At 72.0% G+C, this 21,975-nt stretch carries 22 protein-coding genes; 9 read left to right on the top strand and 13 right to left on the bottom strand.

The features are described 5' to 3' along the window. The first annotated feature begins 121 nt into the window (after nt 1-121). Nucleotides 122-904 (top strand): hypothetical protein, encoded by a 783-nt coding sequence (locus ACZ44S_RS17320; protein ID WP_466929699.1) that lies wholly within the window; start codon nt 122-124, stop codon nt 902-904. Between the two features lie 244 nt (nt 905-1,148). On the opposite strand, the gene ACZ44S_RS17315 is transcribed toward ACZ44S_RS17320, so the two are convergent. The 3 genes from ACZ44S_RS17315 to ACZ44S_RS17305 all read right to left on the bottom strand — a co-directional run bounded on the left by ACZ44S_RS17315 (nt 1,149) and on the right by ACZ44S_RS17305 (nt 3,330). After that, nucleotides 1,149-1,394, bottom strand: a complete 246-nt coding sequence (locus tag ACZ44S_RS17315; RefSeq protein ID WP_103542920.1) for a chaplin — start codon at nt 1,392-1,394, stop codon at nt 1,149-1,151. Between the two features lie 156 nt (nt 1,395-1,550). Further along, nucleotides 1,551-2,192: a response regulator gene (locus ACZ44S_RS17310; protein ID WP_466929697.1), complete on the bottom strand. Its 642-nt coding sequence runs from the start codon at nt 2,190-2,192 to the stop codon at nt 1,551-1,553. Further along, nucleotides 2,185-3,330 carry a GAF domain-containing sensor histidine kinase gene (locus ACZ44S_RS17305; protein ID WP_466929695.1) on the bottom strand — a complete coding sequence of 382 codons (1,146 nt, stop codon included), beginning with the start codon at nt 3,328-3,330 and terminating at the stop codon, nt 2,185-2,187. The genes ACZ44S_RS17310 and ACZ44S_RS17305 overlap by 8 nt, the downstream gene beginning before the upstream one ends. A gap of 247 nt (nt 3,331-3,577) precedes the next feature. Here ACZ44S_RS17305 and ACZ44S_RS17300 point away from each other — a divergent pair, with 247 nt between their 5' ends. The 3 genes from ACZ44S_RS17300 to ACZ44S_RS17290 all read left to right on the top strand — a co-directional run bounded on the left by ACZ44S_RS17300 (nt 3,578) and on the right by ACZ44S_RS17290 (nt 6,402). Continuing rightward, nucleotides 3,578-4,276: an SDR family NAD(P)-dependent oxidoreductase gene (locus ACZ44S_RS17300; protein WP_466929692.1), complete on the top strand. Its 699-nt coding sequence runs from the start codon at nt 3,578-3,580 to the stop codon at nt 4,274-4,276. Then, nucleotides 4,273-5,382 (top strand): S-adenosylmethionine:tRNA ribosyltransferase-isomerase, encoded by a 1,110-nt coding sequence (locus ACZ44S_RS17295; RefSeq protein ID WP_466929690.1) that lies wholly within the window; start codon nt 4,273-4,275, stop codon nt 5,380-5,382. Before ACZ44S_RS17300 ends, ACZ44S_RS17295 begins: the two co-directional genes overlap by 4 nt. Nucleotides 5,383-5,658: 276 nt before the next feature. Further along, nucleotides 5,659-6,402: a transglycosylase SLT domain-containing protein gene (locus ACZ44S_RS17290; protein ID WP_466929688.1), complete on the top strand. Its 744-nt coding sequence runs from the start codon at nt 5,659-5,661 to the stop codon at nt 6,400-6,402. A gap of 89 nt (nt 6,403-6,491) precedes the next feature. Here ACZ44S_RS17290 and ACZ44S_RS17285 read toward each other — a convergent pair whose 3' ends face one another. Next, nucleotides 6,492-9,020, bottom strand: coding sequence for an ABC transporter ATP-binding protein/permease (locus tag ACZ44S_RS17285; RefSeq protein ID WP_466929685.1), 2,529 nt, complete (start codon nt 9,018-9,020; stop codon nt 6,492-6,494). A gap of 240 nt (nt 9,021-9,260) precedes the next feature. Here ACZ44S_RS17285 and ACZ44S_RS17280 point away from each other — a divergent pair, with 240 nt between their 5' ends. Beyond that, complete coding sequence (locus ACZ44S_RS17280; protein ID WP_466929684.1) at nt 9,261-11,048, top strand: streptophobe family protein; 1,788 nt, start codon at nt 9,261-9,263, stop codon at nt 11,046-11,048. 248 nt (nt 11,049-11,296) lie between these two features. Continuing rightward, on the top strand, nt 11,297-12,505 hold the full coding sequence (gene serB / locus ACZ44S_RS17275; RefSeq protein ID WP_190161764.1) for a phosphoserine phosphatase SerB: 1,209 nt from the start codon (nt 11,297-11,299) through the stop codon (nt 12,503-12,505). A 41-nt stretch (nt 12,506-12,546) separates the two neighbouring features. Here the strand turns inward: serB and ACZ44S_RS17270 are convergent, their stop codons facing one another. The 4 genes from ACZ44S_RS17270 to ACZ44S_RS17255 form a co-directional block, all read right to left on the bottom strand. After that, a complete protein-coding gene (locus ACZ44S_RS17270) occupies nt 12,547-13,065 on the bottom strand; it encodes a SixA phosphatase family protein (protein WP_466929682.1) in 519 nt (172 codons plus the stop codon). Between the two features lie 64 nt (nt 13,066-13,129). Further along, nucleotides 13,130-13,336 (bottom strand): hypothetical protein, encoded by a 207-nt coding sequence (locus ACZ44S_RS17265; protein WP_190161766.1) that lies wholly within the window; start codon nt 13,334-13,336, stop codon nt 13,130-13,132. A gap of 155 nt (nt 13,337-13,491) precedes the next feature. Then, the gene (locus tag ACZ44S_RS17260; protein ID WP_268249013.1) at nt 13,492-13,608 is read right to left on the bottom strand and encodes an SGM_5486 family transporter-associated protein; all 117 of its coding nucleotides are present in this window, start codon (nt 13,606-13,608) and stop codon (nt 13,492-13,494) included. Nucleotides 13,609-13,776: 168 nt separating this feature from the next. Then, complete coding sequence (locus ACZ44S_RS17255; protein ID WP_466929678.1) at nt 13,777-15,084, bottom strand: CynX/NimT family MFS transporter; 1,308 nt, start codon at nt 15,082-15,084, stop codon at nt 13,777-13,779. A 70-nt stretch (nt 15,085-15,154) separates the two neighbouring features. On the opposite strand from ACZ44S_RS17255, the gene ACZ44S_RS17250 reads away from it, so the two are divergent. Next, nucleotides 15,155-15,847: a FadR/GntR family transcriptional regulator gene (locus ACZ44S_RS17250; protein ID WP_466929677.1), complete on the top strand. Its 693-nt coding sequence runs from the start codon at nt 15,155-15,157 to the stop codon at nt 15,845-15,847. A gap of 83 nt (nt 15,848-15,930) precedes the next feature. On the opposite strand, the gene fabI is transcribed toward ACZ44S_RS17250, so the two are convergent. The 5 genes from fabI to ACZ44S_RS17225 form a co-directional block, all read right to left on the bottom strand. Next, complete coding sequence (gene fabI, locus ACZ44S_RS17245; RefSeq protein ID WP_466929674.1) at nt 15,931-16,698, bottom strand: enoyl-ACP reductase FabI; 768 nt, start codon at nt 16,696-16,698, stop codon at nt 15,931-15,933. A gap of 5 nt (nt 16,699-16,703) precedes the next feature. Next, nucleotides 16,704-17,423: a 3-oxoacyl-[acyl-carrier-protein] reductase gene (gene fabG, locus ACZ44S_RS17240; RefSeq protein WP_466929671.1), complete on the bottom strand. Its 720-nt coding sequence runs from the start codon at nt 17,421-17,423 to the stop codon at nt 16,704-16,706. A 160-nt stretch (nt 17,424-17,583) separates the two neighbouring features. After that, complete coding sequence (locus ACZ44S_RS17235) at nt 17,584-17,970, bottom strand: type II toxin-antitoxin system VapC family toxin (protein WP_466929668.1); 387 nt, start codon at nt 17,968-17,970, stop codon at nt 17,584-17,586. A gap of 5 nt (nt 17,971-17,975) precedes the next feature. Continuing rightward, nucleotides 17,976-18,260, bottom strand: coding sequence for a type II toxin-antitoxin system Phd/YefM family antitoxin (locus ACZ44S_RS17230; protein ID WP_019522103.1), 285 nt, complete (start codon nt 18,258-18,260; stop codon nt 17,976-17,978). A 78-nt stretch (nt 18,261-18,338) separates the two neighbouring features. Next, nucleotides 18,339-18,668 (bottom strand): 5-methylcytosine restriction system specificity protein McrC, encoded by a 330-nt coding sequence (locus ACZ44S_RS17225; RefSeq protein WP_466929666.1) that lies wholly within the window; start codon nt 18,666-18,668, stop codon nt 18,339-18,341. A gap of 382 nt (nt 18,669-19,050) precedes the next feature. On the opposite strand from ACZ44S_RS17225, the gene ACZ44S_RS17220 reads away from it, so the two are divergent. Both ACZ44S_RS17220 and ACZ44S_RS17215 read left to right on the top strand, forming a co-directional pair. Then, nucleotides 19,051-20,574 carry a TldD/PmbA family protein gene (locus tag ACZ44S_RS17220; RefSeq protein ID WP_466929664.1) on the top strand — a complete coding sequence of 508 codons (1,524 nt, stop codon included), beginning with the start codon at nt 19,051-19,053 and terminating at the stop codon, nt 20,572-20,574. Then, on the top strand, nt 20,571-21,965 hold the full coding sequence (locus tag ACZ44S_RS17215) for a metallopeptidase TldD-related protein (protein ID WP_466929662.1): 1,395 nt from the start codon (nt 20,571-20,573) through the stop codon (nt 21,963-21,965). Before ACZ44S_RS17220 ends, ACZ44S_RS17215 begins: the two co-directional genes overlap by 4 nt. The last annotated feature ends 10 nt before the right edge of the window (nt 21,966-21,975 follow it).

The raw sequence follows: 21,975 nt of genomic DNA, 5'->3' as shown, positions 1-21,975 counted from the left end.
TCGCGTACGCCTGTGGGCTGGTCCGCCGCACCCGTGGGCGCAGCCCTCCATGAAATCTACGCCACCGGTCGGGCCGGGCATTCCATCGGTCCGGTTCTCGGGCTCTGTCTAGGGTGTACGCATGCTTTCGGAACCTCGCTCTGGACGCCTTGCCGCTTGGGGAAACGCCCTGCTTGCCGGTCTTGTCCCGCCGGATGACGCCGTGGTCGCCGTCGTCGGGGAGGACGCGGTGCACCGGGTGGAGGGGGTGCCCGGCGAGTCCGCGCCGGTGGGGCTCACGCTGGCGCTGGGGCGGCTGCGGGCGCTGGGGGTGACCGGGCTGCGGGTGGCGCTGCCGGCGCCGGGGCATCCGCTGGGGCTGAGCGGGCCGCCGGAGTTCAATGCGCGGGCGCTCGAGGCGGAGGAGGCCGTGGTCTGTTCCGGGGCCGCGCTGGGGCTGGTGCCGGAGGTGTACGAGGCCGGGCCCTCGGGTGATGTGCATGTCGAGGTGGTCTGGCACTGTCTGCCGGTCCGGGAGGCGCCGCCCGCGGATGTGCCGTCGCTCGGGGAGGCGGAGCGGGAGCTGGCGGAGGCGTTGCGGGAGGCGACGGAAGTGCTGACACGGCTGGATGTGGCCGGGTCGGGGCCGGTGGCTCAGGCGGCGATCGAGGCGTACCGGGCGCGGGCGCTGCGGGGGCGGGAGGTGTTGGCGCCGGGGTATCCGCCTCGGGCGGTGCGGGTGCTGGAGTTGGCGCAGCGGGTGGGGGCGTTGGTTTCGCTGGCGGGGGCGAAGGGGCACGGGGGTGCGGTGAGTGCGTCGGAGATGGCGGCGCGGGCGGGGGCGTTGCGGCCGGTGGAGCGGACGGCTCGGCGGGCGCAGGTGGCTGCGTACAACTCCGTTGTTGAGGAGCGGGGGGTGGGGTGAGGGTCGGCCGGTGCGCTGCTGAGGTGCCCGGTGTGGGTGTCGGCCGGGGGATGTCCGCGCAGCCCGGCGCCAGCGGGGCGCCGTCGCGCCCACCCGTGCCGCGCCAGCGGCACGAATGCCCGCGGGAACGCGGGAGCTGCGGCACGACTGTGCGCGGGAACGCGGGAGCGGGCCGTGGAAGGGGTGGTGTGCGGCAGCCCCGGCGCTCGGTGGGGGCGGGCGGCCGGGGCTGTGCCGGGGTGCGTCAGTGGTTGACGGCGGTGTTGCCGAAGGCCGGGTTCAGCAGGCCGATGACGTTGACGCTGTTGCCGGACACGTTGACCGGGACGTCGACCGGGACCTGGATGACGTTGCCGGAGACGACGCCCGGGGAGCCCACGGCCTCGCCGTGCGCGTGGCTGCCCTCGGTGGCGGAGGCCATGCCGGTACCGGCGGCGAGCAGACCGCCGGCCACCATCGTCACGGCCGCTGCCTTCTTCAGGTTCTTCACTTTCGGAGCCCTCCTTGCGATCGCTGCGGCAGGCGCCGCAGCGTGCCCTGGAGAACGGTCGGCGCCGACGATGGATACGGCCGTCCGGGGGACATTCCCACTACGGTATGAATCTCGGATCGGAGGGGAACCTTCCATCCGGCCGCGGCGTCCGGGTCAGCCGCTGAGACCGTGGCGCACGGCCCAGAGCGCGGCCTGGGTGCGGTCCGCCAGGTCGAGCTTCATCAGGATGTTCGAGACGTGGGTCTTCACCGTCTTCTCGGAGAGCACCAGGGCGCGGGCGATCTCCCGGTTGGCGCGGCCGTCCGCGATGAGCCCGAGCACTTCGCGCTCCCGTTCGGTGAGGGAGCCCGCGCGTCCCGGGCCCGAGCCGGTCTCCTCCTGTGACAGCAGCGCGCCGGCCACCTCCGCCTGGAGCAGCACGTGCCCGGCGTGCACGGAGCGTATGGCCCCGGCGAGTGCGTCGGGGTCGACGTCCTTGTAGACATAGCCGGCGGCGCCCGCGCGCAGGGCCGGGACCACGGTGCGCTGTTCGGTGAAGCTGGTGACGATCAGCACGCGCGCGGGGTGGTCGAGTTCGCGGAGCCGGCGCAGCGCGTCGACGCCGTCCATGCCCGGCATCTTGACGTCCATGAGGATGACGTCGGGTCCCAGCTCCCCCGCCAGGGCGACTCCTTCGGCACCGTCCGCGGCCTCGCCGACGACCTCGATGTCGTCCTGCACCTCGAGGAAGGTGCGCAGGCCCCGGCGTACCACCTGGTGATCGTCGACCAGCAGCACCTTGATTGCGTCAGCCACCGGGGACCTCCATCTCGATCGTGGTGCCCTTGCCGGGCGCCGATTCCACGGTCAGCGTGCCGCCGACCCCGCTCGCCCGGTCCCGCATGGAGACCAGGCCCAGATGGCGGCCCGCGCGACGGACGATCCGGGGGTCGAATCCGCTGCCGTCGTCCGTGACCCGCAGGACCGCTCCGCCGCCCCTGCGGTCCAGGGTGACGTCGACGTGGTCGCCCCCGGAGTGCCGCAGGGCGTTGTGCAGCGCCTCCTGGGCGACGCGCAGCACCGCCTCCTCCTGGGCGGCGGGCAGGGCGCGCACGCCGTGGCCGGTGAAGGTCACGCGCGCGGTGTGGGCGCGGTCCAGGACCTGTATCTGGGTGCGGAGGGTGGCGACGAGGCCGTCCTCGTCGAGGGCCGCGGGGCGCAGCTCGACGACCGCCGCGCGCAGTTCGTCGGCGGCTTCGGCGGCCAGGGCGGCGACCTGCTGGAGTTCGCCCTTGGCGCGGGAGGGGTCGCGGTCGACGAGGCGGGCGGCGGCCTGGGCGGTGAGCCGCAGGGAGAAGAGCTTCTGGCTGACGGCGTCGTGGAGCTCGTGGGCGAGGCGGGAGCGTTCCTCGGCGATGGTCAGTTCGCGGCTGCGTTCGTAGAGCCGGGCGTTGGTGAGGGCGATCGCGGCGTGCTGGGCGAGGATGCCGAGCAGTTCCTCGTCGTCCTCGGTGAAGCCGCAGGTGCCCTCGGGCTTGGGGCACCTCTTGTTGGCCAGGAACAGGGCGCCGATGACCTCGTCGCCGTCGCGGATGGGCAGGCCCAGGAAGTCGGCCAGGTCGGGGTGGGCGCTGGGCCAGCCCTCGAAGCGGGGGTCGCGGCGCACGTCGGCGAGGCGCTGCGGGGCGGCCTCGTCGAGCATCGCGGCGAGGATCCCGTGCCGGCGCGGGAGGGGGCCGATGGCCTTCCACTGGTCGTCGCTGACGCCGTCGACCACGAACTGGGCGAATCCGCCGTGGTCGTCGGGCACGCCGAGGGCGGCGTACTGCGCGTCGAGGAGTTCGCGGGCCGAGGCGACGATCGTCTTGAGGACGTCGCGTACCTCGAGGTGCCTGCTCATGGCCAGCAACGCGGAACTGACCGCGGCGAGGCCGGACCGGGGACCGTGGCTCATGTTCCTCACCGTACCGGCGGGCTGTGACGGAGCGGATCGGGCAGGTGGCGGCCCTCGGCCGGGCGATGGTCCTAGGTCCGCGGTCCCCCTCCGGTCCGGCGGCGTAGGACCAGGGGCCCGGGAACGGCGGCGTAGGCCGAACGGACCCGGGTCACTGCGTCCCCGGCCCGAGGCGACGGCGGGGAGCGGGTCCCTACGTTGAGGGCACGCCGATCACGCGGCGCCGACGACGAGGGGACGGGTGACCATGCCGGTTGCGATCATCACGGGGGCTTCGAAGGGGCTGGGAATGGCACTCGGCCGGGCGCTGGCGGAGCGTGGCTGGGATCTGGTGCTGGACGCGCGCGGTCCGGTCCCGCTGGCCGAGGCGGCGGGGCTGCTGTCGGCGCACGGCACGCGCGTGGCCGCGCTGCCCGGGGACGTCACGGACGCCGGTCACCGCGCGGAGCTGGTGGCGGCGGCGTGGCGGCTGGGCGGGGTGGATCTGGTGGTGCACAACGCCAGCGCGCTGGGCGCCGAGCCGCTGGTACGGCTGGAGGACCTGCCGCTGGAGGGTTTGCGGCGGGCGCTGGAGGTGAACCTGGTGGCGGCGCTGGGGCTGGTGCAGGAGGCGCTGCCGCTGCTGCGGGCGGCGCCCGCGGGGGCGGTGCTCGCGGTGAGCTCGGACGCCGCCGCGGAGGCGTATCCCACCTGGGGCGGGTACGGGGCGTCCAAGGCGGGGCTGGACCAGCTGGCGGCGGTGCTGGCGGTGGAGGAGCCGGGGCTGCGGGTGTGGTCGGTCGATCCGGGCGACATGGCGACGGACCTGTACGCGGCGGCCGTACCGGACGACGACGATCCGCGGCCGGAGCCGGACCGTGTGGTGCCCGCGTTCCTGCGGTTGCTGGACGAGCGGCCGGCGAGCGGCCGCTACGCCGCTCCCGCACTGCTGGAGGGACGGCGGTGACGCTGACGGTCCGGGTGCCCGAGGAGCTGTCCGCGCGGGTGCCGGTCGAGCAGCGCGGGCCGGGGCTCGGCCGGGACTCGGTGCGGCTGCTGGTGTCGCGGGGCGCGGAGGTGTCGCATCACGCCTTCGTGGAGCTGCCGCGCCTGCTGCGCGCGGGGGACCTGCTGGTGGTGAACACCTCGCCCACGCTGGCGGCGGCCGTCGGCGGGTGGATCGGGCACGCGCGCGTGGTGGTGCACTTCTCCACGCGTGGTGACGACGGCCGCTGGGCGGTCGAGCTGCGGGATCCCGACGGACGCGGTACCACGCGTGCGCGCGCGGGTGGGCCCGCGGGGAGGGAGGTGCGTCTGGCCGGGGGCGCGCGGCTGGTGCTGGAGGAGCCGCTGAGCGCGCGGGGCGAGCGGTTGTGGTGGGCGCGTGTGTCGCGGGACGTGCTGGGGCTGCTGCGGGAGCACGGGCGGGCCATCCGGTACGCCTACACGGAGCGGGACCAGCCGTTGTCGGCGTACCAGACGGTGTTCGCGCTGCCGTCGGTGGACGGTGCGGGCAGTGCGGAGATGCCGAGCGCGGGACGTCCGTTCACCGCGCGGATGGTGGCGGAGCTGGTGAGCCGGGGGGTGCAGTTCGCGCCGGTCACGCTGCACACGGGGGTGGCTTCGGCGGAGGTGCACGAGCCGCCGTATCCGGAGCGGTACGCGGTGCCGGAGGCATCGGCGCGGCTGATCGGCGCGGTGCGCGCGGGGGGTGGCCGGGTGATCGCGGTGGGGACGACCGCCGTACGGGCCGTGGAGTCGGCCGCCGGGCCGGACGGGGTAGTGCGGGCCCGGTCGGGGTGGACCGATCTGGTGGTGACTCCGGAGCGTGGGGTGCGGGTGGTGGACGGGCTGCTGACGGGGCTGCACGAGCCGGAGGCGTCGCATCTGCTGATGCTGGAGGCGGTCGCGGGGCGGGTGGCGATCGACCGCGGGTACGAGGAGGCGCTGCGCGGGCGCTATCTGTGGCACGAGTTCGGGGATGTGCATCTCCTCCTTCCGGAACGACCGGGTCCGCTCACCGAGAGCATTGCTGACGCAACTGCGGGTGAGGCCCGAGGGCGGCCCGTGTGAGGCCGGGCATAGGGCGCACATCACGTACGAAGGGGAGTAGGAGAGACATAACACCCATGTGAGCGGGGCGTACTGCCCAATTCACCCTGATGTGTCCCTCCCTGATCCACTACCCGGCTTCGTACGTCACACCTTTGCCCCGTCATTTTGCGGCCGCTAAGAATGGCTGCGTCGCTCAGCGCCGTGGGTTGTGAACCCGCGGCGTTTGTGCCGGAAGCACCAAGTCCCCACCGGACATTGAGCGACCTCCGCGCTATTCGAAGAGGTCCGTCCCGCATGTCGAAGAACATCCTCACCCGTGGTCATAGTCGTGCCCTGACCCGTCACCACAAGCTCGCCGTCGCCGGTGTCGCCGCCCTCGGCGCCGCCGCGATCGGTCTCTCGGCCGTGCCGAGCGACGCGGCCACGACCACCACGACCGAGGCCGCCGCCCCCACGGCGAACGTCGCGTACAGCACGGAGCCGATCCAGGGCGTCAAGGCGGACGTCACCGACCAGCTCGCCGACGCCAGCGTCAAGGTCGAGCAGATCGCCGCCAAGAAGGAAGCCGCGGCCGAGGCCGCCGCCCAGAAGAAGGCCGCCGCGGCCGCCGCGAAGGCCAAGGCGGAGAAGGCCCGCCAGGCCAAGGAGGCCGCGAGCCGTGCCGCCGAGCGCACCGCGGTGAAGAAGGCCTCCGCCAAGTCGTCCCCCAAGACGTACAGCAACACGCTGGACGGCTGGATCCGTGAGTCCCTGGCCATCATGAAGAAGCACGGCATCCCCGGCTCCTACGACGGCATCCACCGCAACATCATGCGGGAGTCCTCCGGCAACCCGAAGGCGATCAACCTCTGGGACATCAACGCCCAGAACGGCATCCCGTCCAAGGGTCTGCTGCAGGTGATCCCGCCGACGTTCGAGGCGTACCACGTCCCGGGCACCTCGAAGAACATCTACGACCCGGTCGCCAACATCACCGCCGCCTGCAACTACGCGGCCGACAAGTACGGCACCATGGACAACGTCGACAGCGCGTACTGAGGTCGGCGCGGACCTCTCACGCGAACACAGACGCCGAAGGGCGGCACCCTCCTGACGGGGTGCCGCCCTTCGGGGTCGTACGGCGCGGACTACTTGCGCATGACCTCGGGCTCGTGCCGGCGCAGGAAGCGGGCCACGAAGAAGCCGCAGATCACGCCGAGCAGGATCAGCGCGCCCATGTCCATCGCCCAGGCCCCGACCGTGTGCTCCCACAGCGGGTCGGTGTCGCCGGCCGTCTCCGGCGGGCTGATCTTGTTGAAGTCCAGCGTGGCGCCGGAGGCGGCGACCGCCCAGCGCGACGGCATCAGGAACGAGAACTGGTTGACGCCGATCGAGCCGTGCAGCGTGAACAGACAGCCGGTGAAGACGACCTGGATGATCGCGAACATCACCAGCAGCGGCATGGTCTTCTCGGCGGTCTTCACCAGCGCGGAGATGATCAGGCCGAACATCATCGAGGTGAAGCCGAGCGCCATGATCGGCACCGAGAGCTCCAGCAGCGTGAAGCCGCCGAAGACCAGGCCCTCCTCGGGGATCTCGCGGCTGGAGAAGCCGATCACACCGACCAGCAGGCCCTGCAGCACGGTGATCATGCCGAGCACGAACACCTTGGACATCAGGTACGCCGAGCGGGACAGGCCGGTGGCGCGCTCCCGCTCGTAGATGACCCGTTCCTTGATCAGCTCACGCACGGAGTTCGCGGCACCCGCGAAACAGGCGCCCACCGCGAGGATCAGCAGCACCGTGGTCGCCGTGCCGTTGGGAATGATCCGGCCGGTCTGCGGGTTGGGCGGGTTGGGCAGCAGGCCCTTGTCCGCGTCGATGAGCAGGCTGACCGCGCCGAGAACCGCCGGGAGGATCACCATCAGGGCGAGGAAGCCCTTGTCGGAGACGATCACCGAGATGTAGCGGCGCACCAGCGTGGCGAACTGCGACATCCATCCCTGCGGCTTGGGCGGCTTCATCGCCTGCATCGCCGGGACCTGTACGGACTGCGGCGCGACCGCGTCGATGTCCGCGGCGTACATCTGGTAGTGCTGCGAGCCCTTCCAGCGGCCGGCCCAGTCGTAGTCGCGGTAGTTCTCGAAGGCGGAGAACACATCGGCCCAGGTGTCGTAGCCGAAGAAGTTCAGCGCCTCCTCGGGCGGACCGAAGTAGGCGACCGAGCCGCCCGGCGCCATCACCAGCAGCTTGTCGCAGATCGCCAGCTCGGCCACCGAGTGGGTGACGACCAGGACGGTGCGGCCGTCGTCGGCGAGGCCGCGCAGCAGCTGCATGACGTCGCGGTCCATGCCCGGGTCGAGGCCGGAGGTGGGCTCGTCCAGGAAGATCAGCGACGGCTTGGTGAGCAGCTCCAGGGCCACGGAGACCCGCTTGCGCTGTCCGCCGGACAGGGAGGTGACCTTCTTGTCCTTGTGGATGTCCAGCTTGAGCTCGCGGAGCACCTCGTCGATGCGGGACTCGCGCTCCGCGGCCGTGGTGTCGGCGGGGAAGCGGAGCTTGGCCGCGTACGTGAGGGCCTTCTTGACGGTCAGCTCCTTGTGCAGGATGTCGTCCTGCGGGACCAGACCGATGCGCTGGCGCAGCTCGGCGAACTGCTTGTAGAGGTTCCGGTTGTCGTAGAGAACTTCGCCCTGGTTGGCGGGGCGGTAGCCGGTGAGCGCCTTCAGCAGGGTGGACTTGCCGGAGCCGGACGGGCCGATGACCGCGATCAGCGACTTCTCCGGGACGCCGAAGGAGACGTCCTTGAGGATCTGCTTGCCGCCGTCGACCGTGACGGTCAGATGGCGTGCGGAGAAGGACACCTCACCGGTGTCGACGAACTCCTCGAGCCGGTCCCCCACGATCCGGAACGTCGAGTGACCGACGCCCACGATGTCGGTGGGGCCGAGCAGCTGCGAGCCGCCCTTGGCGATCGGCAGACCGTTGACGTAGGTGCCGTTGTGCGAGCCGAGGTCGCGGATCTCCATGCGGCCGTCGGGCGTGGAGTGGAACTCGGCGTGGTTGCGGGAGACCTGGAGGTCGGAGACGACCAGGTCGTTCTCCAGCGCACGGCCGATCCGCATCACGCGGCCCAGGGAGAACTGGTGGAACGTGGTGGGGCTGCGGTCGCCGTAGACCGGCGGCGCCCCCGCGCCGCTGCCGGGTCCCTGCTGCTGCGGGATGTGCGGCGCGGGCTGCTGCTGCGGCGCCTGCTGCGGCTGCTGCCAGCCGGGCTGCGCGGGCGGCTGCTGCTGCGGCGGCGCCTGCTGGGCCCAGCCGGCGCTCGCGCCCTGGGCGGCGTACGGCTGCTGCGGCTGTGCCTGGGGCGCGGCGGCCGCGGCGCCGACGCCGGACAGCGTCACGCGCGGCCCGTCGGTCGCGTTGCCCAGGTTCAGCACCGTGTCGGAGCCGAACTCCAGATGGTGGATCCGTTGCCCCTGCACGAACGTGCCGTTGGTGCTGCCGTGGTCCTCGATGACCCAACTGCGCCCGTTGAAGCTGATCGTGGCGTGACGCCAGGAGACCCTGGCGTCGTCCAGCACGACGTCCCCCTGCGGATCGCGTCCGAGGGTGTAGGCCCTGGACGGATCGAGCGTCCAGGTACGTCCGTTTGATTCCAGTACGAGTTCCGGCACTCCATGCCCCACTGAGTTGTCCCCCGAGTTTCCCCCATCGCAGGGAGTCTAGGGATGTCGAACATCGGGGGGAACTATTTCAGGCTCGGCCCTCTGACCGAAAGTCGGGCCTTGTCACGAGCGCGCACCAAGCCGTCGACAGAGCGCTCCGGCGGGGTTGAAATCGGCTCGGAGAGTGGTAAACCACGCGAGGGGGACATGCGCGGTCTTCTTGCCGCGCCGCGGATCGGGGGGTCTGCCATGGGTACTGCGACGGGTGTCGGCGCCGCCGGGGCCGGCACACGCGTGCCGTGGGTCGATGTGGTGGTGTCCGCGGTCGCCGCGGTGAGCTGGTCCCTGATCGGGATGGCGGGCACGGCGGCACTCGGGCTGCATCTGCTGGACGCGGACGCGGCCGGGTCGCTGGGGCCGATGACGGCCGCGGTGGTGGCGCTGGGGGCGGGTGGTTCGGTCACGCCTTCCGGTGATGTGTCGGCGTTCGGGCTGTCGGGCGCGGATGCCTCGACGGCCGTCGAGGTCACACCGCTGGGCGTGAGCCTGGTGGGGGCGCTGCTGCTGTCGTACTTCTTCCTACGGTCCCTGCGAGCGGCGGGAGTTGAGGTCTCCCCGGCCGAACTCCTCGCCCGCGCGGGCGCGGTGGTGGCGCTGTTCGTGGCGATGACGGGCGGGCTGGTCTGGGCGGGGCACGACGTCATCACCATCGACGGGGGCTCGTTGGGGCTGGACGATCTGCCGGGCGTGGGCGGTGGCGGGGTCGAGATCCCCGGGCTGGGCGATGTCGGAGGGCTGCTGCCGGACCGGGTGGGTGACCTCGTGGAGGCGGAGGCCGCGGTCGGGTTCACCGTCGACACGGTGCCGACAGTCCTGGGCGGTCTCGGCTGGTCGGCCGGTGTGCTGCTCGTCGCGCTGCTGGCGTCCCGCCGTACGCCGCTGCCGCGCGGTTGGGACGTTGTGCACCGGGTCGTACGTCCGTCGGTCTCCGCGCTGGTCATGGTGGTGCTGGTGGCGGTGGCGGCGGGCTGCGCCGCGGCCGGGTACGCGGCGATCGGCGACGACCACCCCCGGCGGATCGCGGGGGCGGCGCTGCTGGGGGCGCCGAACGGGGTGTGGCTCGGGATTCCGGTCGGTCTGTTCGTCCCGTGGGACGGGCGAGCGAGCGGGGCCCTGCTCAATGTGCTGCCCCATCCCGTGGACGACCTTCTGCGGGTCGGCTCCGAGGAGCCCGTCACGCTGGGGCGGCTGGCCGAGCTCGATGGGCGGGTGTGGCTGCTGGCCGTGGCCGCCGCGCTGATGATGCTGCTCGCCGGGGTACTGACGGCGGTGCGCACGCCGGTGGCCGTGGGGCAGCGGGGAGCGGCCCGCTTCGCGGGACGGTGTGCGCTGCGCCTGGGTGCGGCCACGGCGCTCACGCTGCCGTTGCTGGTGTGGCTGACGGAGGTCTCCGCGGACGCGTCGCTGTCGGTGCTCGGCTTCGACGCGTTCGGCGCCGGCATCGAGCTGCGCGGGCATCTGGGCACGGCCCTGCTGCTGAGTGCGGTGTGGGGTGCGGGCGCGGGTGGGGCCGGGGGGCTGTTGGCATGGGCGAGCGGTGCGGCGGGGGTGCGGGCGGCGGTGTCGGCACGGGGTGACGGTGCCGAGGGGGCCGGGGGCGCCGGTGAGCAGGGGCGGGGAGGCGCGGTGCCGGCCGGGCCGGGGCCGTACGCCCCGGGGGCTCCCTACCGGCCGCCGAATCCGGACACGAACCCGTATCTGCGGGTGCCGGCCGAGGCGTTGGGGGAGCCGACCGAGGACTCCCGGCCGCCTGGTCCGCCGGTTGCGGGCGCTGACGACGGTGGGGGGCCGCACGATGTCTACGGTGCGCCGACCGTGATCGGGCCCGTTGCGCCGCCGGGGCGTCGCCCGCGGCGCGGCTCGCGTGTCCGGCGTGACGAGGCGTCGGCGGGCGGGGAGCGGCCACCGTTGTGGCCGGACGAGGGGCCGCCTCCCCCGCCACCGCCGGCTCCGCGGGGGCCGGGGGGTGGGCGCTGACGGGTGAACGTTGCCCGGCGATTGGGCTCGGGTACGGGGTTTCGCTTGCGGCGCTGTCCGGTGCCTCCCCCACTCTCGGCTGCGCTCGAGCGGGGGGGACCCCCACCGCCCACCCGTGCCGCCCTGGGGGCACCTCCCAGGCCCTCAAGGCACTGGGGGAGGCACGACTGCCCGCAGCTGCGGTAGGTGTCCGGGTGGCGGACCTGGGAGGCGGGGGGTGCTGCGGGGCGGATACCGTGGGAGGCACCATGAGCGCATCGCAGACCTCCGACGTTCCCACTCTCCTGGTCAAGATCTTCGGAAAGGACCGGCCTGGCATCACGGCCGGCCTCTTCGACACCCTCGCCGCCTACGCGGTCGACGTGGTCGACATCGAGCAGGTCGTCACCCGTGGCCGCATCGTGCTGTGCGCGCTGGTGAGCGAACCGCCCAAGGGGCTCGAAGGGGATCTGCGGGCGACCGTCCACAGCTGGGCGGAGTCCATGAAGATGCAGGCGGAGATCATCTCGGGCAGGGGCGACAACCGTCCGCGCGGACTCGGCCGTTCCCTGGTCACCGTGCTGGGCCACCCCCTCACCTCGGAGGCGACGGCGTCGATCGCCGCGCGGATAACGAAGGCCGGCGGCAACATCGACCGTATCTTCCGGCTCGCCAAGTATCCGGTGACGGCGGTGGAGTTCGCGGTGTCCGGCGTGGAGACGGAACCGCTGCGGACCGCGCTGGTGACCGACGCGGCACGGCTCGGGGTCGACATCGCCGTGGTGGGGGCCGGGCTGTACCGGCGGGCGCAGCGCCTGGTCGTCATGGACGTGGACTCCACGCTGATCCAGGACGAGGTGATCGAGCTCTTCGCCGCGCACGCCGGGTGCGAGGACAAGGTCGCCGAGGTGACGGCGGCCGCGATGCGCGGGGAGCTGGACTTCGAGCAGTCGCTGCACGCGCGCGTGGCGCTGCTGGAAGGGCTGGACGCCTCCGTGGTGGACAAGGTGCGCAGCGAGGTGCGGCTGACGCCCGGCGCGCGCACCCTGATCCGTACGCTGAAGCGCCTCGGCTACCAAGTGGGTGTGGTCTCGGGCGGGTTCACCCAGGTCACGGACGATCTCAAGGAGCGGCTGGGGCTGGACTTCGCCCAGGCGAACACGCTGGAGATCGTCGACGGGAAGCTGACCGGCCGGGTGACCGGCGAGATCGTGGACCGGGCGGGCAAGGCCCGGCTGCTGCGCCGGTTCGCGGCCGAGGCCGGGGTGCCGCTGTCGCAGACGGTGGCGATCGGTGACGGTGCGAACGACCTGGACATGCTGAACGCGGCGGGACTCGGTGTCGCCTTCAACGCCAAGCCGGTGGTGCGGGAGGCCGCCCACACGGCGGTGAACTTCCCCTTCCTCGACACGGTCCTCTACCTGCTGGGGGTCACGCGGGAAGAGGTCGAGGCGGCGGACACGCTCGACGTGGGCTGAGCCACGGGGCCGGATGCGTCACCCGGCCCCGCGGCCGGGTGTCACTCGGTCGGCGCCCAGTAGTCGACCAGGCTGCCGACGCCGGGCTCCAGGGACTTCCAGGAGCCGGTGAAGGACAGCACGGCGAAGGCGGCGGCCGGGTAGCCACGGCGGCTCATGCGCTCACGGGCGTCCCCCTCGGCCGTACCGGCCAGGATGTCCGCGAGCCCCTGGATGCCCGGGTTGTGGCCGACCAGGAGGACGTTCTGCGCGTCGTCGGGGGTTTCGTTGAGCAGGGCGATCAGCTCGCCGGGCGAGGCCTCGTAGATCCGCTCCTCGTAGACGGTTTTCGGCCGCTGCGGAAACTCGTGGACCGCGAGCTTCCAGGTCTCGCGGGTGCGGACCGAGGTGGAGCACAGGGCCAGATCGAAGGCGATGCCGGTATCGGCGAGCTTGCGTCCGGCGACCGCGGCATCGGTTCGGCCCCGCTCGGCGAGCGGGCGCTCATGGTCGGACACCGGGGGCCAGTCGGCTTTCGCATGCCGGAAAAGGACAATCCTGCGGGGTTCTGCGACGCTCATGCACCCCAGCTTCGCACGAAACAGGCCACGAGGCGCAGGGAGTTGACCGGCGCTTCCGGGGTGTTCAGCGGGTCATGAGCTGCTGCGCGCGCTCGACGAGGTGCGCGATCGCCGGCTCACCCGCGGCCGCGTGGGCCTCGGAGGGGTTGAGGATCAGGGTCAGCAGGGCCACGAAGGCCAGCGTGGGCAGGGCCAGGGCCCACCACGGCAGCCGCGTGTCGACGCCGCCCCGGGGGGCCGGGTCGGGCCGGGTGTGCGTGCGCGCCGCCATGGTGGCCTCCGCTCCTCGTACGGTCCGTGGCCCGCGGTTCGCGGCCACATCTCGAAGGTACGGACCGTCCGGGCGCCAACCCATCCGGTGACCCACCCACTTGACCCTGAGCCTGGCCCCCTAGGGGATGGGGGTGCCAGCACCACCATGGGGCGTCACGGGGCGAGGAGGGTGGCGACCACGCCGATCACGATGAAGATGGCGAAGAAGGCGCCGAAGACGAGCAGCATCTTCTTCTGGCCGTTCTGCGGGTTGGGGTCGAGGACTGGCATGGGGCCAGTTTCGCACCTTGTCGCCTGTGGCGGGCTTCGGGGGTTCGGTGCGGGCCGTGGAGGGCTTCTCGAAGTAGGGGTTTCTCGCCCCCGCCGCCCCTTCCCGTCCCGTCCCCGGGGCTCCGCCCCGGGCCCCGTTCGCGCAGTTCCCCGCGCCCCTGGAGGGGGTCAGGGAGTCGTTGCTTCCTCTTCCACCGTGCGGTCCCGGCCGGCCAGGATGCCTACGATCGTCTGCGGGATCATCAGGCCCGCCATCAGGGCGATCGGCAGGCCCCAGCCGCCGCTGTGCTGGTAGAGGACGCCCACCAGGAGCGGGCCCGGGATGGAGATCAGGTAGCCGGTGCTCTGGGCGAAGGCCGACAGCTGGGCCACGCCCGCGCTGGTCCTGGCCCGCATCCCGACCATGGTGAGCGCCAGGGGGAAGGCGCAGTTGGCGACGCCCAGCAGTACGGCCCAGGCCCAGGCGCCGGCGGCCGGCGCGAAGTACAGGCCCGCGTATCCGACGAGGCCGCTCGTGCCGAGGGCCAGCACGATCGGGCCCTGGTGGGGCAGCCGGGTGGCGAGGCGGGGTATGACGAAGGCCAGCGGTACGCCCATCACCATGGTGACGGCGAGGAGCAGCCCGGCCGTGCCCGCGGGGACGCCCGCGTCGCGGAAGATCTGTGCCATCCAGCCCATGGTGATGTAGGCGGCGGTGGCCTGGAGGCCGAAGAAGACGGCCAGCGCCCACGCGGTGCGGCTGCGGGTGATGCGCAGCGGGCGCGCGGGCGCGTCCCCGTCCCGCGCGGGTGCGTGCTCCGCCGGTGCCGGGACCCGTTCTCGTACGAAGGGGATCCAGGGCAGTACGGCGGCGGCCGCCAGGGCCGCCCACACGGCGAGGCCGGACTGCCAGTTCCCGCCGAGCGCGTCGGTCAGCGGCACGGTCACCGCCGCCGCCGAGGCGGTGCCCAGGGCGAGCGCCATGGAGTACAGGCCGGTCATGGAGCCGACCCGGTCGGGGAACCAGCGCTTGACGATGACCGGCATCAGGACGTTGCTGACGGCGATGCCCATCAGCGCGAGGGCGGTGGTCGCCAGGAAGGCCGCCGTACCGCCGACGTACGGACGTATCAGCAGGCCGGCGCCGATGGCGATCATGCCCGCGCACACCACGGCGCCGGCCCCGAAGCGGCGGGCAAGCCGGGGCGCGGTGACGCCGAAGACGGCGAAGCACAGCGGGGGGACGGAGGTGAGCAGTCCGGCGACGCTGCCGCTCATGCCGAGACCGTCGCGGACCTCCTCGAGCAGCGCGCCCAGGCTGGTGATGGCGGGGCGGAGGTTCAGTGCGGCCAGCACGATGCCGACGACGATCAGCCGCGTCCGCCACCCGCGCCCGGCGCCGTCCCCGGGTGTCTTCCGGGAGGGGGGTGCGGCCGACGCGCGTACGGTCGTGGACGTGAGCGTCCGGGTTTCCTCGCTAGCCATGAGGCCCATCATAGAATCATGGGATGATTGGTTGTCCATGCCGAGGTCGCCGTGCGGCGCCCCTGTCGTGCGAAGGTGTGTCATGCCTCTGAGCCATCCGCGTCGTTCGGCGCTGTCCGAGCAGGTCATCGCCGCCCTGCGGGCGCAGATCACCTCGGGTGAGTGGCCGGTGGGCGCGCGCATCCCGACCGAGCCGGAGCTGGTCGAGCAGTTGGGTGTGGCCCGTAACACGGTCCGCGAGGCCGTCCGCGCGCTGGCGCACAACGGGCTGCTGGACATCCGCCAGGGTTCGGGCACATACGTGGTGGCCACGAGCGAGCTGGCGGGCGTGATGCACCGGCGCTTCGCCGGCGCCGATCCGCGGCACATCGCGGAGCTGCGTTCCACGCTGGAGTCGGCCGCGGCACGGCTGGCCGCCGAGCGGCGTACGGAGAAGGATCTCAAGCAGCTCGACACCCTGCTGCTGCGCCGGGAGGAGGCCTGGGAGTCGGGTGAGGCGGAGGCGTTCGTGGCGGCGGACGCGACGTTCCACCTCGCCGTGGTGGCCGCCTCGCACAACGACGTGATGACCGCGATGTACGCGGACCTGAGCGAGGTGCTGCGGGACTGGCTGCGCGAGGACGTGGGCGGGGACATGTCCCCGGAGACGCACATGGACCACGGACGGCTGGTGGACGCGATCCGCGCGGGCGACGCGGCGACGGCGGCCGAGGAGGCCGCCGCCTATCCGTTCGTGTGCCGTCCGGGGCGGTTCGGTTCGTCCTCCGGTGACTGACCCGCGCCGGGTCGGTCGCCCTCCGCGGTGATGTGCCGAAGGGCCCGCTTCCTTGCGGGAAGCGGGCCCTCGTGAGGTGTGCGTCAGGCGCCGATGGCGTGCAGGCCGCCGTCCACGTGGATGATCTCGCCCGTGGTCTTCGGGAACCAGTCGCTCAGCAGGGCGACGATGCCGCGGCCGGCCGGCTCGGGGTCCTTCAGGTCCCACTCCAGCGGGGAACGGGTGTCCCACACGGAGGCCAGCTCGCCGAAGCCCGGGATGGACTTGGCGGCCATGGAGCCGAGCGGGCCCGCGGAGATGAGGTTGCAGCGGATGTTCTGCTTGCCCAGGTCACGCGCGATGTAGCGGCTGGTGGCCTCCAGGGCGGCCTTGGCCGGGCCCATCCAGTCGTACTGCGGCCAGGCGAACTGCGCGTCGAAGGTGAGGCCGACGACCGAGCCGCCGTTCTGCATCAGCGGCAGACAGGCCGTGGTCAGTGACTTCAGGGAGTACGCCGAGACGTGCATGGCCGTGGCGACCGACTCGAACGGCGTGTTGAGGAAGTTGCCGCCGAGGGCGTCCTGCGGGGCGAAGCCGATGGAGTGCACGACGCCGTCGAGACCGCCGAGCTCCTCGCCGACCACGTCGGCCAGCCGGCCCAGGTGCTCCTCGTTGGTGACGTCGAGCTCGATGACCTTGGTGGGCCGCGGGAGCTTCTTGGCGATGCGCTCGGTCAGGGTGGGCCGCGGGAACGCGGTCAGGATGATCTCGGCACCCTGCTCCTGGGCCAGCTTGGCGGCGTGGAAGGCGATGGAGGACTCCATCAGCACTCCGGAGATCAGGACGCGCTTGCCCTCGAGAATTCCGCTCATGGTGTTCAGTGACCCATTCCCAGTCCGCCGTCAACGGGAATGACGGCTCCAGTGATGTACGAGGCGTCGTCCGAGGCGAGGAACCGCACGGCCGCGGCGATCTCCTCCGGCTTCGCGTACCGGCCCAGCGGTACCTGCGACACGATGCCCGTGCGCTGCTCCTCGGTGAGCACCTTGGTCATGTCGGTGTCGACGAAGCCGGGCGCGACGACGTTGAAGGTGATGTTGCGCGAGCCCAGCTCACGGGCGAGGGAGCGCGCGAAGCCGACCAGGCCGGCCTTGGAGGCGGCGTAGTTCGCCTGCCCCGCGGAGCCGAGCAGCCCGACGACCGACGAGATCAGCACGACACGGCCCTTCTTGGCGCGCAGCATGCCGCGGTTGGCGCGCTTGACGACCCGGAAGGTGCCGGTGAGGTTGGTGTCGACGACCGAGGTGAAGTCCTCCTCGGACATGCGCATCAGGAGCTGGTCCTTGGTGACGCCGGCGTTGGCCACGAGCACCTCGACGGTGCCGTGCGCCTCCTCGATCTCCTTGTAGGCCTGCTCCACCTGCTCGGGATCGGTGATGTCGCACCTGACGGCGAGGCAGCCCAGCTCGGTGAGGGCGGCCGGCGGCTCCCCCGAACGGTATGTGATGGCGACCTTGTCGCCGGCGTCGGCGAACGCGCGGGCGATGGCGAGGCCGATGCCCCGGTTGCCTCCGGTGACGAGAACCGAGCGGCTCAACGGATCACCCTTTCGATAGCGGTCTGGTTCACCCGCCCGGACAGCTGGATGACAGGCGGCTTCACCGAAAACCTATCGGTCCCGGTCCGCCCCGGAACATTCGGGCACCGACAGTGGCTCCCGTGGCAGCCTGTCGGGTTCCTACAGTCCGGCGCCGCCGTCAGTCCGCCATACCTGGTGCGTGAGCCGACAGCCCTTCGGCGCGAGCCGTCTCGAGCATCCTGCGGTCGTAGGTCACCAGGGCGGTCAGGTCGTCCCGCAGGGAAAGTGCGCTGGCGACGTGAATCGCGTCCAGCGTCCTCAGGCTCCCGACCAGCAGAGCCGCCGCATCGCGCACCTCCCGGGTGAGGAGAATTTCGGTGATCCGGGCGTCCAGGTCCTCCATGGCCTTCGGGAAGTGCCCCATGAGGTCCAGGGTCCGTACGGTCTCCAGGAAGCCGAGCGTGCTGGTGGCCAGCGGCTCCGTGGCCCGTCCCTGGAGGAAGGCGTCCAGCGCGTCCCAGTGGCTGCGCCGGGTCATCCAGGTGACCAGCGCGGACGTGTCCATGTAGATCAACGGTCGTCCTCTTCGCGCTCGGCCAGCAGCAGCGCCACGGGGTCGACGTCTTCCGGCACCTCGTAGTGCGGCATGCTGTGGCGCTCGGCGGCGGTGACCGGCTTCAGCTTGATCTTCCCCTGCGCCACCAGGTGCGCGTACCGCTCCATGGGGCTGCCGGCCGGTGACAGTATGGCGATCACGTTGCCGTGCCGGGTGACCTCGATCGCCTCGCCCTTCTCGACGCGGGCGAAGACCGCGCTGGGGTTGTACGAGAACTCGCGGACGGAAATGGTGCTCATACCGCGCTCCCCTCACAGCAGGCAGGTTGTGCGTACATATCCGTGAGGGTACCTACATCCGGCCCGCCATGCTCGCCTTCACAGGGTGCCGCTGCCACGCGCGATGGCGACCGACTCGGCGAGGGCGTCGATGTCCGCGGCCAGGTCCCGCCAGGGACGGGAGAGGTCGACGACGTGTCGCCAGATCCTCAGCCGCCCCTCCCCCACCGGCACCTCCACGACCCCGGCCCTGCCCGAGGCGTAGACGAGGTGCCCCTCGGTGAGACCGAGGCGTACGCAGTAGGCGGTCATCTGGTAGAGGTCGTCCCGCTGGGGTTTGGTCTTGAACTTGGCGTCGAGGACCACGGCCTGGCGGAGCGTCCCGTCCCGCGGCGAGGGCAGGTAGTGGACCAGGTCCGGCTTGAGCACGTGTCTGCCGGCGGTGTCGAGGGAGAAGTTCCGGTCCTGCGGCGTTGCGCCGACCGGGCGTCCAGCGGGGGGCGGGGGCGCCCGCGGGCAGGACGCGCACTCCGTCCAGGCGGGCGGTGAGCCGTTGGAGGGCGGCGCGCGGCGCGGGATCGATGCCGCCCCCTTGATCACGTGTGTCCGTTCGGTCGCGTGGCGCGTCCTTCAGACAGGCCCCCGCCGGGAGACGGACCACGCAACTGATCCACCTTACTGCCCTGCCCCACCCCTTTCGGCGGTGGTTCGCCCGTCCTGCCGTCCAGGATTCAAGGGGAGCCCGACACATGAGACATGGTTCACTGCCTCCGATGGTCACTACAGGCAAGCCCCGAAGGGATTCCCACCCGTGCCCCATGACATCGATCAGTCATTCCTGGCACTCCCCCTGCGCCCCCTCGCCGACGCCGCGCTCGCCCGCGCGCGGTCGCTGGGGGCGGAGCACGCGGACTTCCGCCTGGAGCGGGTGCGCAGCGCCTCCTGGCGGCTGAGGGACGCCAAGCCCGCCGGGTCCTCGGACACCACCGACCTCGGCTACGCGGTGCGCGTGGTGCACGGCGGGACCTGGGGATTCGCGTCCGGGGTGGATCTGACCCCGGGCGCCGCCGCCAAGGTCGCCTCGCAGGCCGTGGCGATGGCGAAGCTGTCCGCGCAGGTGATCCGGGCGGCCGGTTCCGACGAGAGGGTGGAGCTGGCGGCCGAGCCGGTGCACTCCGAGAAGACCTGGGTGTCGTCGTACGAGATCGATCCGTTCACGGTGCCCGACGGGGAGAAGACCGGGCTGCTGGCCGAGTGGAGCGCCCGGCTGCTGGCGGCGGGCGGGGTGGACCATGTCGACGCCTCGCTGCTCACCGTGCACGAGAACAAGTTCTACGCCGATACGGCCGGAACCGTCACGACACAGCAGCGGGTGCGTCTGCACCCGGTGCTCACGGCGGTGTCCGTCGACGACTCCAGCGGCGAGTTCGACTCCATGCGCACGATCGCGCCGCCCGTCGGCCGCGGCTGGGAGTATCTGCGGGGCACCGGCTGGGACTGGGACGAGGAGCTGGAGCGGATCCCGGAGCTGCTCGCGGAGAAGATGCGGGCGCCGAGCGTCGAGCCGGGGCTGTACGACCTCGTGGTGGACCCGTCCAACCTGTGGCTGACCATCCACGAGTCCATCGGGCACGCCACCGAGCTGGACCGGGCGCTCGGCTACGAGGCGGCGTACGCCGGTACCTCGTTCGCCACCTTCGATCTGCTGGGCAAGCTGAAGTACGGCTCCGAGCTGATGAACGTCACCGGCGACCGCACCGCCGAGCACGGACTGGCCACCGTCGGCTACGACGACGAGGGCGTCGAGGCGCAGTCCTGGGACCTGGTGAAGGACGGCACGCTGGCCGGCTACCAGCTGGACCGGCGGATCGCGAAGCTGACCGGCTTCGAGCGGTCCAACGGGTGCGCGTTCGCCGACTCCCCCGGTCATGTGCCGGTGCAGCGCATGGCCAATGTGTCGCTGCGGCCGGATCCGGCGGGGATGTCGACGGAGGACCTGATCGGGGGCGTGGACCGGGGCATCTACGTCGTCGGTGACCGGTCGTGGTCGATCGACATGCAGCGGTACAACTTCCAGTTCACCGGGCAGCGCTTCTACCGGATCGAGAACGGGCGGCTGGCGGGGCAGCTGCGGGACGTCGCGTACCAGGCGACGACCACGGACTTCTGGGGTTCCATGGCGGCGGTCGGCGGTCCGCAGACCTATGTCCTGGGCGGCGCCTTCAACTGCGGCAAGGCCCAGCCGGGGCAGGTCGCGGCGGTCTCGCACGGCTGCCCGTCCGCCCTCTTCAAGGGAGTCAACATTCTCAACACCACGCAGGAGGCCGGTCGATGAGCGCACGCACCAACAAGCCGCACGAGATCGTCGAGCGCGCTCTCGAACTGTCCCGGGCGGACGGCTGTGTGGTGATCGCCGACGAGGAGTCGACCGCCAACCTGCGCTGGGCGGGCAACGCGCTCACCACGAACGGCGTCACGCGCGGACGCACGCTCACCGTGATCGCCACGGTGGACGGCGCGCAGGGCACGGCGTCCGGGGTGGTGTCCCGTTCCGCGGTGACCGTGGACGAGCTGGAGCCGCTGGTGCGGGCCGCCGAGGACGCCGCGCGGGGCGCGGGCCCCGCCGAGGACGCGCAGCCGCTGGTCACGGGCGTGGCCCCGTCCCCCGAGTTCACCGAGGCGCCCGCGGAGACCTCCTCCGCGGTGTTCGCCGACTTCGCCCCGGCGCTGGGCGAGGCGTTCGCACGCGCGCGTGCCGGCGGACGGGAGCTGTACGGGTTCGCGAACCACGAGCTGGTCTCCACCTACCTCGGCACATCGGCGGGGCTGCGGCTGCGGCACGACCAGCCGAACGGCACGCTGGAGCTGAACGCCAAGTCGCCGGACCGTACCCGGTCGGCGTGGGCGGGGCGCTCCACGCGGGACTTCAGGGACGTCGACCCCGCGGCGCTCGACGCCGAACTGGCCGTACGGCTGGGGTGGGCGGAGCGGCGGCTCGAGCTGCCGGCGGGCCGCTACGAGACGCTGCTGCCGCCGACCGCGGTGGCGGACCTGCTGATCTACCAGCTGTGGTCGGCCTCCGGACGGGACGCGGCCGAGGGCCGCACGGTGTTCTCCAAGCCGGGCGGTGACACCCGGGTCGGCGAGAAGCTGGCCGGGCTGCCGCTGACCCTGCGCAGCGATCCGAACGAGCCGGGTCTGGAGTCGGCGCCGTTCGTGATCGCGCACTCCTCCGGCGGTGACCAGTCGGTGTTCGACAACGGGCTGCCGCTGTCGGCCACGGAGTGGATCCGCGAGGGCGAGCTAAACCGGCTGACGACCAGCAGGCACGGCGCGGACCTGACCGGGCTGCCGGTGGCGCCCGGGATCGAGAACCTGATCCTCGACGGCGGTGGCGACCGGTCCCTGGAGGACATGGTCGCGGCCACCAAGCGCGGACTGCTGCTGACCTGCCTCTGGTACATCCGGGAGGTCGACCCGGCGACGCTGCTGCTCACGGGGCTGACCCGGGACGGCGTCTATCTCGTGGAGGACGGCGAGGTGACCGGCGAGGTGAACAACTTCCGGTTCAACGAGTCGCCGGTGGATCTGCTGGGCCGGGCGACGGAGGCGGGCCGTACGGAGAAGACGCTGCCCAGGGAGTGGGGCGACTGGTTCACCAGGGCGGCGATGCCGGCGCTGCGCGTCCCCGATTTCAATATGAGCTCTGTCAGCCAGGGCGTATAACCTCGTAGGC

Source organism: Streptomyces malachitofuscus (assembly GCF_055571035.1).
The sequence above is the reverse complement of the archived record's forward strand: the minus strand, read 5'-3'. Positions and strand labels throughout refer to the sequence as shown.